This window comes from Micromonospora thermarum (genome assembly GCF_012034245.1).
Classification (GTDB): domain Bacteria; phylum Actinomycetota; class Actinomycetes; order Mycobacteriales; family Micromonosporaceae; genus Micromonospora; species Micromonospora thermarum.
In genome coordinates this window covers 102,699-115,807 of sequence record NZ_JAATEO010000022.1, presented here as the reverse complement: position 1 = coordinate 115,807, position 13,109 = coordinate 102,699, and the positions used below count along the sequence as shown (strand labels likewise).

10 protein-coding genes are annotated in these 13,109 nt (G+C 74.4%); 3 read left to right on the top strand and 7 right to left on the bottom strand.

All coding sequences use genetic code 11. The features are described 5' to 3' along the window. Positions 1-55: 55 nt before the first annotated feature. The 4 genes from HCJ94_RS20335 to HCJ94_RS20320 form a co-directional block, all read right to left on the bottom strand. Positions 56-2,575, bottom strand: a complete 2,520-nt coding sequence (locus tag HCJ94_RS20335; RefSeq protein WP_168002616.1) for a polynucleotide kinase-phosphatase — start codon at positions 2,573-2,575, stop codon at positions 56-58. Next, positions 2,572-4,008, bottom strand: coding sequence for a 3' terminal RNA ribose 2'-O-methyltransferase Hen1 (locus HCJ94_RS20330; RefSeq protein ID WP_168002624.1), 1,437 nt, complete (start codon positions 4,006-4,008; stop codon positions 2,572-2,574). Before HCJ94_RS20330 ends, HCJ94_RS20335 begins: the two co-directional genes overlap by 4 nt. A 113-nt stretch (positions 4,009-4,121) precedes the next feature. After that, positions 4,122-5,669: an LPXTG cell wall anchor domain-containing protein gene (locus HCJ94_RS20325; RefSeq protein ID WP_168002615.1), complete on the bottom strand. Its 1,548-nt coding sequence runs from the start codon at positions 5,667-5,669 to the stop codon at positions 4,122-4,124. Positions 5,670-5,938: 269 nt separating this feature from the next. Continuing rightward, entirely contained in the window at positions 5,939-6,151 is a 213-nt protein-coding gene (locus tag HCJ94_RS20320; protein ID WP_168002614.1) for a hypothetical protein, read from the bottom strand. Between the two features lie 136 nt (positions 6,152-6,287). On the opposite strand from HCJ94_RS20320, the gene HCJ94_RS20315 reads away from it, so the two are divergent. Together HCJ94_RS20315 and fbaA are read left to right on the top strand one after the other, a co-directional pair. Next, entirely contained in the window at positions 6,288-6,671 is a 384-nt protein-coding gene (locus HCJ94_RS20315; RefSeq protein WP_168002613.1) for a phage holin family protein, read from the top strand. A 134-nt stretch (positions 6,672-6,805) separates the two neighbouring features. Continuing rightward, a complete protein-coding gene (gene fbaA, locus HCJ94_RS20310; RefSeq protein ID WP_168002612.1) occupies positions 6,806-7,828 on the top strand; it encodes a class II fructose-bisphosphate aldolase in 1,023 nt (340 codons plus the stop codon). 55 nt (positions 7,829-7,883) lie between these two features. Here the strand turns inward: fbaA and HCJ94_RS20305 are convergent, their stop codons facing one another. Continuing rightward, positions 7,884-9,131 (bottom strand): LOG family protein, encoded by a 1,248-nt coding sequence (locus HCJ94_RS20305; RefSeq protein ID WP_309227353.1) that lies wholly within the window; start codon positions 9,129-9,131, stop codon positions 7,884-7,886. A 253-nt stretch (positions 9,132-9,384) separates the two neighbouring features. On the opposite strand from HCJ94_RS20305, the gene HCJ94_RS20300 reads away from it, so the two are divergent. After that, positions 9,385-9,813 (top strand): DUF3151 domain-containing protein, encoded by a 429-nt coding sequence (locus tag HCJ94_RS20300; RefSeq protein WP_168002611.1) that lies wholly within the window; start codon positions 9,385-9,387, stop codon positions 9,811-9,813. Between the two features lie 54 nt (positions 9,814-9,867). Here the strand turns inward: HCJ94_RS20300 and HCJ94_RS20295 are convergent, their stop codons facing one another. Both HCJ94_RS20295 and HCJ94_RS20290 read right to left on the bottom strand, forming a co-directional pair. Continuing rightward, on the bottom strand, positions 9,868-11,994 hold the full coding sequence (locus HCJ94_RS20295) for a chromosome partitioning protein (protein ID WP_168002610.1): 2,127 nt from the start codon (positions 11,992-11,994) through the stop codon (positions 9,868-9,870). Between the two features lie 69 nt (positions 11,995-12,063). Continuing rightward, a complete protein-coding gene (locus HCJ94_RS20290; protein ID WP_168002609.1) occupies positions 12,064-13,059 on the bottom strand; it encodes a diacylglycerol kinase family protein in 996 nt (331 codons plus the stop codon). Between the last annotated feature and the right edge of the window lie 50 nt (positions 13,060-13,109).

Below are 13,109 nucleotides of genomic sequence, written 5' to 3'. Positions count from 1 at the left end.
GCCACGTGACACCCCGACTTCACGGAAGTCGAGTGGATCCCCGCCACCCCGGTGGTTACAGGCGCGGGTCGACCGGCTCGGACTCGCAGGCGAGGATCGCGAACACCAGCTCGTGGCGACGCCACAGCGGTGCCCCGGCGACCAGCGCGTCCAGCGCGGCAAGCCCGAGGCCGTGCTCCCGCAGGGCGAGGCCACGCTTGCGGCCCAGTGCCCGACGCCGCAGCAGGGCCAGCTGGTCCGGCTCGGTGTAGCCGGGACCGTAGATGATCCGCAGGTACTCCCGGCCCCGGCACTTGACGCCCGGCTGGAGCAGCGACCCCCGCGCCGACCGCGCCGCGAGCCCGGCGTACGGCTTGACGACCATGCCCTCGCCGCCGGCCGCGGTGAGCGCCAGCCACCAGTCGGTGGCCTCCGCCTCGGCCGCCGGGTCGGACAGGTCGACCACCCGACGGCGGGTCGGCGTCACGAACTCCGGGTCGGCGGCGTGGAGCCGGTCGGCCAGGTCGAGGTGCCAGCCGTGGTCCCGGTCCGCGTAGCTCGACTTCGCCCCGGCCAGCACCGCGAACGGCGCCAGGGCCACCCCGCGCAGGCCGTCGGTCGGCCCCACGTACGCCCGGTAGGCCGCCGAGTACGCGGCCACGTCGTCCCGGCGGCGTGCCATCCGGTCCCGCAGCTCACCCAGGTCGATGCCCCGCCCGGTGGCGGCGTCCAGCGCGGCCAGGGCCGCCGGCAGGGCGGCCCGGCCGGCGGCGCCGACACTCGCGTACTGCTCGCGGATCAGCCCACCCGCCTTCGCCGACCAGGGCAGCAGCTCGCAGTCGAGCAGCAGCCAGTCGGTGTCCAGCTCGTCCCAGAGCCCGGCGGCGCCGACCGCCGCCCGGACCCGGGCGAGCAGCTCGTCGTCCAGCGGCGACCCGAAGAACGGCCGGCCGGTCCGCGTGTACACCGCGCCGCCGCCGAACGGCCCGAGCGCCGGCTCCCGGTCGACCAGGACGACCGCCCGCGAGCCCATGTGCTTCTCCTCGCAGACCACCCGGTCCACGCCGGCCGCGCGGTAGTCGGCGAATGCCTCGGCCGGGTGCTCCAGGAAGCCGTCCACGGTCGACGTCGAGCAGGGCGCCATCGTGGGCGGCAGCCACACCAGCCGGTGCGGGTCCACGGCGAAGCGGCTCATCACCTCCAGCGCCGCGGTGGCGTTCTCCGCCGGCACGGTCAGCGACCCGTACGCGTGCTCGACGTGCCGCCGGCCCGTCGCGTCGGTCAGCTCCAGCACCTCGTCCGGACGGGCCGGCGCGGCGGTCAGCGGGCGGGCCGGCGCGTACCACTCCCGCTCCGCCGGCACCGAGACCAGCTCCCGCTCCGGGTAGCGCAGCGCCGTGAGCCGGCCGCCGAACACGCATCCGGTGTCGATGCAGATGGTGTTGTTCACCCACTCCGGCTCCGGGGTGGGCGTGTGCCCGTACACGACCGTCGCGGACCCCCGGTACTCCCGTGCCCACGGGTAGCGCACCGGCAGCCCGTACTCGTCGGTCTCGCCGGTCGTCTCCCCGAACAGCGCGAACGCGCGGACCCGGCCGGACGCGCGGCCCTGGTACTCCTCCTTCAGGCCGGCGTGCGCGACCACCAGCCGGCCGCCGTCCAGCACGTAGTGGCTGACCAGGCCGTCGACGAACGCCGCCACCTCGGCCGCGAACGCCTCCGGCTCGGCGGCGAGCTGGGCCATCGTCTCCGCCAGGCCGTGGGTGAGCCGCACGTCCCGCCCGCGCAGCTTGCGCAGCAGCTTCTGCTCGTGGTTGCCGGGCACGCAGAGCGCGTGCCCGGCCGCGACCATGCCCATCACCAGGCGGAGCACGCCCGGCGAGTCCGGGCCGCGGTCCACCAGGTCACCGACGAAGACCGCGGTACGCCCCGACGGGTGCGTCGCGTCCACCGGCCGGCCGGCGTCGTCCCGCACCAGCTCCCAGCCGAGCCGGACCAGCAGGGCCTCCAGCTCGGCCCGGCAGCCGTGCACGTCGCCGACGATGTCGAACGGCCCGGTCAGCTCCCGCCGGTCGTTGAAGAGCTTCTCGTAGCGGATCTGCGCGGCCTCGATCTCCTCGACCCCGCGCAGCACGTGCACCTTCCGGAAGCCCTCGCGGGCGAGCTGCCCGTACGCGCGCCGCAGGTCCCGCTGCATCCGGGCCAGCACCGGCCGCCCGAAGGTGCGGTCGGCGCGCGACTGCGTACGCTCCCACGCCAGCGCCTCGGGCACCTCCAGCACGATCGCGACCGGCAGCACGTCGTGCTCCCGCGCCACCCGGACCAGGGCGGCCCGCGCGTGCGGCTGGAGGTTCGTCGCGTCGACCACGGTCAGCCGGCCGGCCCGCAGCCGCTTGCCGGCGACGTAGTGCAGCACGTCGAACGCGTCGGCGGACGCCGACTGGTCGTTCTCGTCGTCGGCGACCATCCCGCGGAAGGCGTCGGACGAGAGCACCTGCGTCGGCGCGAAGTGCCGGCCGGCGAAGGTGGACTTGCCCGAGCCGGAGATCCCGACCAGCGCGACCAGGGCCAGCTCGGGGATGTCGAGGACGGTCATCGGTCGGCCTCCGTCCGGGTGAACACGGCGAGCTGGGTCGGTGCGCCCACCTCGGGGTCGTCGTCGCCGACACCCCGCAGGACGACGGTGTAGCCGTACGTGGAACCGACGCGGGCGGCCCAGCCGGCGAACTCGGCGCGGGTCCACTCGAACCGGTGGTCGGCGTGCCGGAAGCGGCCGGCGGGCAGGCCCTCGTAGCGCACGTTGTGCTCCACGTTCGGGGTGGTCACGACGACCGTGTGCGGTCGGGCGTGGCCGAACACGGTGTCCTCCAGCGCGGGCAGCCGGGGCGGGTCCACGTGCTCGATGACCTCCATCAGCACCGCCGCGTCGTACCCGCGCAGCCGGTCGTCCCGGTAGGTCAGCGCGGACTGCCAGAGCCGGATCCGGTCGCGCTGCCGCTCCGGCAGTCGGTCCAGCCGCAGCCGTCGCGCGGCGAGGGCCAGTGCCTGGGTGGAGACGTCGGTGCCGACGATCTCGGTGAACCGCCGGTCGCCCACCAGCGCCGCGAGCAGCGCCCCGCCGCCGCAGCCCAGGTCCAGCACGCGGCTCGCGCCGGCCTCGGCCAGCGCCGCGAGGACGGCCTCCCGCCGGCGTACGGCGAGCGACGGCCGGGCCGACACCGCCTCGGCGGGCTCGTCCACGTTGTCCGGGTCGGCGGCGGCCGGCTCGTCGACGAGCCGCTGCTCGGCGAGGCGGGCCAGCGCCAGCCCGGCCAGCGCCCGTCGGTGCGCCAGGTAGCGCCGGCTGATCATCGCCCGCTCGGGGTGGTCGGCCAGCCAGCCCGCGCCGGCCCGGAGCAGCTTGTCCACCTCGTCCGGGGCCACCCAGTAGTGCTTCGCGTCGTCCAGTACGGGCAGCAGCACGTACAGGTGGTTGAGGGCGTCGGCGACCCGAAGCGTGCCGGTCAGCGTGAGGTCCACGTACCGGCTGTCGCCCCACTCGGGGTACGTCTCGTCGAGGGGGATCGGGGTGGCGGCCACCGTCCAGCCGAGCGGGCCGAACATCCGGGCCGCGACGTCCGCGCCACCCCGGCAGCGCAGCACCGGCACGCGGACCTCCAGCGGGACGGCCGTACGCGCCAGCTCCGGCCGGTCCCGTGACTCGCCGCGCAGCGCCGAGCGGAACACCCGGGACAGGGCCGAGGAGAGCAGGCTGGACGCCGCGTACGGCCGGTCGTTGACGTACCGCCCGAGGGTGAAGCTGTCGGGCGTCGGTGCCGCCTGCCGGCCCTTGCCCCGCGGGCCGGTCAGGCGCAGCGGGTCGACGTCGAGCAGCAGGGCGGCGGTGCAACGCTCCTCGTCGGCCTCCGGGTAGAACACGTGCGCGGTGCCGACGGGCACGTCGAAGGAGTGCGCCCGGTCCGGGTGCTTCACCAGCAGGTGACCGAGGTCGGTCGCCGGCCGGTGGGTGGTGGTGAGGGTGAGCAGCACGCCGCCCATGGTGTCAGCCTCGTCGATCTTGTGTCGTCCCGTTTTGGCCGGCTGCGGAAATGGCGGTGCCCCGCCGACCGGGAGGTCGACGGGGCACCGGGTGGTGGGAGGTGTCAGGCCACGAAGCGGGTCCGGCGGCGGCGGGCCACCACGTAGCCGGCGGCGCCGGCGAGGAGCAGCAGGCCGCCGACGACGGTCACCAGGGTGGTCGAGTCACCGGTGATCGGCAGGGTCGGGTCGTCCCCGTCACCGCCGCCCCCGCCGGAGGCGCCCTTGAGGGCGAACGGAGCGACGTCGTTCTTGGGGTTCAGGTCGGCGACGGGACTGTCGTCCTCGCCGAGGCTGAAGTGCAGCAGCTCGACGGAGCCGGCGGCGCCGGAGAGCTTGTCGATCCGCAGGCCGAACTCGAGGACGGCGGCGTCACCCTTGCGCAGCAGGTCGAACCACTCGCAGAAGTAGACGCGTCCGCCGGGCTCGCCGAACCCGCCGATGTCGTCGCCCTTGACCGGGGCGCACTGCTCCGGAACGGCCACGACGGTCGCACCCGCGGGGATGGTGACCTGCGCGGCGGTGGTCTGCTCACCCGGCATGTACGCGTTGATCATGGCGGGGCCGTTGTTCACGAAACCGACCTTCGCGGTCACCGTCCTGCCGACCGTGCCGGCGACCTCCGCGCCGGTGACGGCGGCGTCGGCGCGCTGGTAGCCCTTGACGGTCGCCGAGATTTCGGTGGCGTTGTTGGACGGGTCGGTGTCGACCTGCTTGAGCCCTCGAGCGGCGGACGTCACGGCGGGCACCAGTTCCAGGGCGCTGCCGCTACCCTTCTCCCACTCCTCGGCAGGGACGGGGAACTCCGCCACGAACTCCGCCCAGTCGCCGCTGCCGAACCACACCGCCACGCCGTACTGCTCGCCCGGCGCCCAGGCGTCGTCGGCGATCTTCAGTGCGGCCGAGCCGCCCAGCTGGAGAACGGCGCCCGGTGCGATCTCGCCCATGCCGCACCGGGCGAAGTGGGTGCCGAACGCGAAGAGGTAGGAGCAGTTCGAGTGGCGCTGCGCCGGAACGAGGCCCGGAGTCATGGCGAAGAACAGCACCGCGTCGCGGGCAGTCGTCTTACCGATGTTCGTCACGCCGAGCGGGGACTTCGCCGAGGTGCCCGGCGCGCCGGAGAAGGCGAAGCTCTCCTGCGCCTTCAGATCGATACCCTCGCCGATCTCGACGGTGGCCGTGGTGCTGACGCTCTCCTCACCCTCGGTGGCGAGGGTGAAGGTCAGGTCGCCCTTGTCGCCGGCCGCGGCCGAGTCCTTGGCCTCGACGGTCAGGTCGAGGAGGTAGTCGATGACGTCCTCGCCCTTGAACTTGCACGTGATCGTGCTGGCGGTGTCGGTGCAACCGGGCAGCGTGTCGGTGAGGCTGACGTCGGCGAAGCCCGTGACCTTGCTCTTGTCGACCGTGACGGTCAGGTCCTCGGGGAATGCCTCGGTGAAGGCGTGCAGCGTGACGGACTTCGGGGCGCCGCCGGGTGCCAGAAGGACGCTGTTGGCGAAGAGGAAGACCTCGCCCCCGCTCTCCTCGGCGGAGGCGGGGGTGGCGGAGGCGGCGACGAGCGCGCCTGCGACGCCGATCCCGGCGAGCCAGCGCCGGGTCGAGTGCTTGAGCATGGGGATCCTTCGGTGGGGTGCCGGGGGGGTGCTGGCGTGGGGATCTTAAGGAGCCCTTAAGCACCTCCGCTGCCCCCGGACGCCCCGGAGCGGCAACCTCGCCCGAACAGCTGACCACCTCGAACGCAACGGGTCGGTCCGCCGTCACGCCAGGTGACGGCATCGACCGCCCCTGGTGCGGTGCTCGTCCCGGTCACCCCGCCCGCTGAACGGATCCGGCCGGCACCGCCCTGGTCCGGGCGGCACCGGCCGGTCGGCCCTGCCAAGTGTCAGCGGTAGTCGTCCTCGTCGGCGGCGACGACCCGGGCCTGCTCCATGGCGTCCCAGTCGTCGACCTCCAGGCCGCGGTGCGGCTCGACGTCGACCTCGCCCGGGTTGACGACCATGGCCTGTTCGACCGCGTCGGCCGGCTCCGCCTCCAGGTCCCGCTCCTCCGGAGCGAGGTGGTCGCTCGGGGCGAAGTCCTCGTCGGGCTGACCCATCGTCCCTCCCTGGATCTCGTGCGGACAGCTACCCACACACCGTACGGGTTGACTCCCGTCCCCGCTCGGAGCCGGGACGAACCAGGAAACCGGGAATGGCGCCCCCCGTCCGATGCGCCGGTGCCACGATGGTGACATGGGCTTCCTGATCCGGCTGGCGATCACCGCGGTCGCGCTCTGGATCACGACGCTCATCGTGCCCGGGGTGGAGGTGGGTGGCCGGTCCGGCGCGAACAGGGTCCTCACCCTGGTCGTCGTGGCGCTGATCTTCGGTGTGGTCAACGCCGTGCTCAAGCCGTTGATCAAGGTGGTGGGGTGCGTCTTCTACCTGCTCACCCTCGGGCTGTTCGCGCTGGTGGTGAACGCCCTGCTCTTCCTGCTCACCGACTGGATCGCCGGCGTCCTGGACCTTCCGTTCCAGGTGGACGGTTTCTGGGCGGCCTTCTGGGGCGCGATCGTGATGGCCGTCGTGACCTGGCTGATCAGCGTCGTCGTGCCGGACCGTCTGGAAGGGCGATGACCACGCGCACCGGGTCGGTTGTGCCGGCCGCCGCCTTCTACGGGATACTGCCGGCGGTGGACAGCGCGGTCCGGCGCACCCAAGGACAACAGCGGCCGGTGACGGCCGAGAGCGGTAAGTAAGGAGCGTTCGACATGCCCATCGCTTCCCCCGAGGCCTACGCGGAGATGCTGGACCGGGCCAAGGCAGGCCGGTTCGCGTACCCCGCGATCAACGTGACCTCGTCGCAGACCCTCAACGCGGCGCTGAAGGGCTTCGCCGACGCGGAGAGCGACGGCATCATCCAGGTCTCCACCGGTGGCGCCGAGTACCTGTCCGGCCCGTCGGTGAAGGACATGGTCACCGGCGCGACCGCCTTCGCCCTGTACGCCCGCGAGGTGGCGAAGAACTACCCGGTGAACATCGCCCTGCACACCGACCACTGCCCGAAGGACAAGCTGGACAAGTTCGTCCGGCCGTTGATGGGCATCTCCCAGGAGCGCGTCAAGAACGGGCAGGAGCCGCTGTTCCAGTCGCACATGTGGGACGGCTCGGCGGTGCCGGTCGCGGAGAACCTGGAGATCGCCGAGCAGCTCCTCGGTGAGGCCGCCAAGGGCAAGATCGTCCTGGAGATCGAGGTCGGCGTCGTCGGTGGCGAGGAGGACGGCGTCGAGAACGCCATCAACGAGAAGCTCTACACCACCGTCGAGGACGGCCTGGCCATGGTCGACGCGCTCGGCCTGGGCGAGAAGGGCCGCTACATGGCGGCGCTGACCTTCGGCAACGTGCACGGCGTCTACAAGCCGGGCAACGTCAAGCTCCGCCCTGAGGTGCTCCACGACATCCAGGTGGCCGTCGGCGGCAAGTACGGCAAGGACAAGCCGCTCAGCCTGGTCTTCCACGGCGGCTCCGGCTCGCTGCTGTCGGAGATCCGTGAGGCGCTGGACTACGGCGTGGTGAAGATGAACATCGACACCGACACCCAGTACTGCTTCACCCGCCCGGTCGCGGACCACATGTTCCGCAACTACGACGGCGTGCTCAAGGTCGACGGCGAGGTCGGCAACAAGAAGATGTACGACCCGCGGGTCTGGGGCAAGGCCGCCGAGGCCGGCATGGCCGCCCGGGTGGTCGAGGCCTGCGAGGCCCTGCGCTCCACCGGCACCAAGATGAAGTGACGCGCTGACGCGTACCGCGGCCGGCTCCCTTCACGGGGGCCGGCCGCTCGCGTCTTCAGGACCCGGTGAGCAGGCGGACGGCCTCACGGACGTCGTCGGTCAGGTGGATGGTGGGCGAGAGGTCGCCGAACGGGGAGGCGGCGAGCAGCGGGCGCAGCAGCGACTCCACCGGCAGCTCCCGGGTCCAGTACGCGCGGTCCAGGAACACGTACGCGCCGCTCGCCCCGTCCGTGCCGTAGTAGGTCTTCGTCGCCGCCTGGAACACCTCCTGCACGGTGCCGGCCCGGCCGGGCGCGAACACGATCCCGCCCCGGGCCAGCCGCAGGATGGTGTCCTCCCGGATGGCGTTCGAGAAGTACTTGGCGATCCGCCCGGCGAACAGGTTCGCCGGCTCGTGCCCGTACAGCCAGGTCGGGATGGCGAGCCCGCCGCTGCGCGCCCAGTCCAGGTCGCCGGCCGCCAGGGCGGCCGAATCGGCGCGGGACCGGCTGGCCGCGTCGCCGGTGCCGGCCGGCGGCGGCAGCGCCGCACCGAACAGCTGCCGGACGCGCAGCGCCGCCGCCGTGTAGCGGTCGTGGTCGGTGAAGTCGGGCGCCTCCGCCAGCAGGTCGATCGCCGCGTCCAGGTCGACGGCCGGCCGCAGCGCGAGGTACGCCCCGAGGTTCGCCGCCTCCATCACGCCGGGCCCGCCGCCGGTGACCACCAGGCGGTCGGCCCGGGCCAGCTCACGACCCAGCACCGCCGCCATCCGGTACGGCGTGCTGCCCCGCGGCACAGCGTGCCCGCCCATGATGCCGACCACCGACTGCGGGCCGTGCGTGGTGAGCCAGGCACGGGTGGCGTCGGCGAGGGCGTTGTCCACACCGTGGTCGTGCAGCCGCTGGCCGAGCGCCTCGCGGACGTCCGGCAAGGCACCGCCGTGCGCGCGGAAGTGCGCGTACACGCGGGTGTCGTACATGCCGTCGAAGCCGCCGTCGGCGAACCCGGCGGCCAGGTCCTCCGGCGTGTACAGGTGCGACGGCTGTGTCGGGTAGGGCAGCCCGGAGAAGGGCGGCACCACGTTCGCACCGCGCCGGACCAGGTCGGCACCGACCTCCCGGGAGGCGAACCGGCAGCCGACGAAGAGCGTGCCGGCGACGGCCACGCCGCTGAGGTCGGGAGGGTCGAGGTCGAGCCGGAGCCCCTGCACGGTCAGCCCGGCGAGGCTGCCGGTGGCCAGCCGCCGGTCGAGCTCGGTGCGGGTCTCGACCTCGTCGGTGCAGATGTGCGGCTCGATGACGTCCGCGGGTGGTGGGGTCGGCACCGGATCATCCTGCCCGGTCCCGGCAACCCGCCAAACCACCCGGGCGCGCCCGGCCTCCAAGGGCAGGAGCCCGGTGGCGTGGCCACCGGGCTCCTGCTGAACCGGGTCCTGGGGAGGCTCCGGACCAATAGTTGTAGTGGAAAATATCCCGCTCCGGCATGGGCCGCAGGCGTGACCAACTCCTCACCCGTTCAGCCAACCGGCTCCGCCAACCCTCTCGCGTGTCGCGTCGCGAAGCGGGTTGAATGGGGCGATGCAGAACCTCTTGCCGGAGCCACCGGCCACCCTCCTGCCCGCGCACGACGAGGCCGAAGCTGCCCTGGCCGCCGCCGAGGAGACCGGCAGCGACGAGGCGTTCGCCGAGGTGGCGGCGCGTTTCCCGACCTTCAGCGCAGCCTGGGCCGCGCTGGCGGCCCGCGCCTTCGCGGCGGGCCAGGTCGTCCCGGCGTACGCGTACGCCCGCACCGGCTACCACCGGGGCCTCGACCAGCTGCGCCGCAGCGGCTGGAAGGGGCACGGCCCGGTGCCGTGGTCGCACGAGCCGAACCGGGGCTTCCTGCGCTGCCTCTACGTGCTGTCCCGGGCCGCCGACGCGATCGGCGAGGCGGACGAGGCGGCCCGTTGCGCCCAGTTCCTCCGCGACTGCGACCCGGCCGCGGCGGACGCCCTGGCCAGCAACTGACCCACCGCCGAGGGCCAGCCGGGTGCGTGGCCGGCCCTCGGCGCGCGTCAGGCGCTAGAGACCCTCGGCGACCGCTGCGGCGATCTTGAGCCAGGCGTCGCGGGTGGCCGAGGAGAGTGCGCCGTACCGGATCGGCTCGCCGGTGTCGATGAGCCGCTCGTACGGGGCCAGCAGCACCGCCCGGGTCCGCGCCGAGAAGTGCTCCTGGATGGCCGGCAGGTCGATCTCCTTGCGGGACGGCGGCATCGACACCACCGTCACCGCCTGCCGGACCAGCCGCTGCCGCCCGCTCTGCTCCAGGTGGTCGAGCATCCGGGCAGCGGTCTCGGCCGAGTCGTTCCGCGCCGACATGGTGACCACCAACTGGTCGGTGGCGTCCATCGCGGCCTGCCAGTTCTGTGCCCGGACGTTGTTGCCGGTGTCCACGAAGATCAGCTTGTAGAAGCGGCTGACCACCTCACGGATCTCGGCGAACGCGGCGGCGGTGAGCATCTCGCCGCCGGTGGCCGACTCGTCCGAGGCGAGGACGTCGAACATCCCCTCACCCTGCGAGCGGACGTACTGGGACAGGTCGCCGACCCGCCCGTGCGAGCCGTGGAACTGCCCCAGGTCGCGCAGCAGGTCCCGCACGGTCCGGGCGTGGAAGTCCTGCTGGGCGCGCATGCCCAGGGTGCCCTGCGTCTCGTTGTTGTCCCAGGCCAGCACGTAACCGCCGCGCTTCTGGCCGAAGGTCATGGCGAGCAGCAGGATGGCGACCGTCTTGCCGGCGCCGCCCTTCGGGTTGACCACGGTCACCTGCCGTAGCCCACCGAAGTTGCGGCGGACCATGTCGATGTCCCGCCGCACCTCCTGCTCGTGCCGGCCGGGCGGCAGGCGCAGCCCGATGCGGTTCGCCACCGCCCGGACGCCCATCGTGGCCACCGGGTCCGCGGGGCGCACCTGCCGGCGCCGGGCGAAGTCCTCCGCCGTCGGCGGGGCGCCGACCTCGGGGCTCCACGCCGCCTGCGGCGCCGGTTCCGGTGTCGGGTACTGCCCCGGCTGCGCCACCGCGCTCTGCTGCCACGGCGGTGGATACCAGCCGGGCTGGGGCGGGAACGGGCCGGGCGGCGGTGGCACGGCAGCCGCCTCGCCGGGGCTGCCCGCCTCGGGCGGCGTCGCGGCGGGGACCGCTTCGGCCGGTGCCGCCCACGCGGGGGCGGGCGGGGCGCTGTCGTTGCCCCACGCGGCGGCTGGCGTGCCCGCCTCGACCGGCTGCGCGCCGGCGTCGTCGCCCCACGCCGCGGTGGGCGTGCCTGCCTCGGCCGGCGGCGTCCAGGCGGGGGCCGGCGGGGTCGCCCCGGCGTCCGGGCGGCTCGGCTCGGCGGGCGATGCCGTGCCCGAGTGGCCGGGGGGCTCGGTCGGCGCGGGTCGCTGCGGGGGCTGGGCCCAGGGAGACTCGCCCGCCCGGCCGGCTGCCGTCGCGCCGGGCACGGCGGAGCCCTCCTCCGCGTGCGCCGACGTCCCGCCCCGCGCTTCGGCGGAGCCCGGAGCGCCGGTGCCCGGTCCGCCGGGACCGGCCGGGTCGAGACTGAACGGCAGGTCGAGGTCGACCCCGGCGGGCTGCCCGGGTCGTGGCGCCGGCACCGCCGCCGCGCCGGAGACCGGTACCTGACCGCCGGGAGCTGCGGCCGTGCCGCCGGAGGCCGCACCGGCATCCGGGGCAGGGTGCGGGACGGCCCGACCGCTCCAGGCGCCGGCGTCCGGCGCCGGGAAGCCGCCCCCGGACGGATAGGTGCCGGGCTGGGTGGTGCTGGGCGGCGGTGGGGGCGGCGGGGTCTGGCCGCCCCACCGGGCCGGATCACCTCCGGGCGCCCAGCCGGACGACCAGGTGGTCGCGGTGCCGGGGGGTGCCCACCCGGACGACGCGCCCCCGTCGGGCGACGCGCCGGTCGGGTCGTCGTTGGTGTCCGGAGTCCACGGGCGGGCGGCTCCGGGCGGGCCGATCATCGCCCATCCACCCGGGGCCTGCGCCCCGCCGCTCACCCCCGGCCCGGCGGACGGGGGTGGCTGGCCGGGGACGCCCGGCGGAGCCCAGGACGGCGCCCCCTCCGCCTGCGCTGCGGGCCACAGTGGTTCGATGTCCCGCTCGGGCACCGGCTGCTGGCCGGGCGCGTACGACCGGTCGGCGTTCTCGTCCACCACGAGTCCTCCCCATTCCTCCTGCCGAGGATAGGCCCCCGGGGCCGGCCGGATCGGATCGCCGGGACCGGGTCAGGCCGACCACACCGCCCAGGCACCCGGCTCGGTCCACCAGGACCGCTTGCGGCTCAGCGTGCCCTCTGCGCCGTCGTCGACGAACGGGACGCTGCCCTCGCGCGGCACCACGGCCACCGCCCGCCCACGGGCGCGGCGGACCTCCAGGCGTACCCGCTTGCGACCCCAGCGGGACCGGGTGACCACCGGGACGGCCACCGCGACCTCGACCAGACCGTCGGTCGGGTCCGGGGCCGCGAGCAGCGCCACGTCGTCCAGGCCGGCGTACCCGCCGGCGTTGCCGACCGCGCACGCCAGCAGCGGGTCGTCACCGGCCGAGAGGATCGTGTCGTCGACCTCGACCCGCCCCCGCCAGTGCAGCGGCCGGCCGCCCTCGTCGGCCGCGCCGAGCAGCGCGCCGTCCAGCGTCACCGAGCCGCCGTCGTTGCGCAGCAGGTCCAGCCGCCGGGGTGTGCCGTCCAGCACCGCGGCGGCCACCGCCGCCGGGTCGCGGGGCAGCCCGAGCTGCGCCGCCAGGTCCCGGTGCGCGCCGCTGCGGGCCGGGTCGAGCGGGAGTACGCCGACCGGCGGCAGGTCTGGCACGGTCCGGTTGGCCGGCAGGTCCTCCGGCCGGCGGCTCGGCGGCGGGGCGTACCGCCGGACGAGCCGGCGCACGACGGCGCGCAACTGTGCGTCACTGGCTGTGGCGACGACGAGTCGGGTCTTGGAGTCGGGGTCGGGCCACGTGAGGCCGTCCGGGCGGGGCGGGCCGTCGAGGCGGGCGAGCACCTCGTCGATCTCCGCGTCCGAGCGGGCGGTTACCGTCTCCACCCGCGCCCCCCGCGCGGTCAACGCGTCCGCGCAGGCCAGCACCGGTACGCGCGGCGTCTCACAGCGTTCCTCGGCCGGCTTGCCGGCCGCCTCACCGGCGCCACCGCAGCAGGCGTCGCCGCTGCCGCAGCCCCCGCGAGCGTCCCGCTCCGAGCCGAGGGTGAGCAGCACCACGTCGTACACGGGTAGGAGCCTCCTGCCTCTCGGCGCGAACCCCTGCCGGTCGCGCCGTC

Coding starts and splice junctions, on each gene's coding strand:
- HCJ94_RS20325 (WP_168002615.1), bottom strand. CDS start 5,669: ATGCTCAAGCACTCGACCCGGCGCTGGCTCGCCGGGATCGGCGTCGCA.
- HCJ94_RS20335 (WP_168002616.1), bottom strand. CDS start 2,575: ATGACCGTCCTCGACATCCCCGAGCTGGCCCTGGTCGCGCTGGTCGGG.
- fbaA (WP_168002612.1), top strand. CDS start 6,806: ATGCCCATCGCTTCCCCCGAGGCCTACGCGGAGATGCTGGACCGGGCC.
- HCJ94_RS20315 (WP_168002613.1), top strand. CDS start 6,288: ATGGGCTTCCTGATCCGGCTGGCGATCACCGCGGTCGCGCTCTGGATC.
- HCJ94_RS20300 (WP_168002611.1), top strand. CDS start 9,385: ATGCAGAACCTCTTGCCGGAGCCACCGGCCACCCTCCTGCCCGCGCAC.
- HCJ94_RS20320 (WP_168002614.1), bottom strand. CDS start 6,151: ATGGGTCAGCCCGACGAGGACTTCGCCCCGAGCGACCACCTCGCTCCG.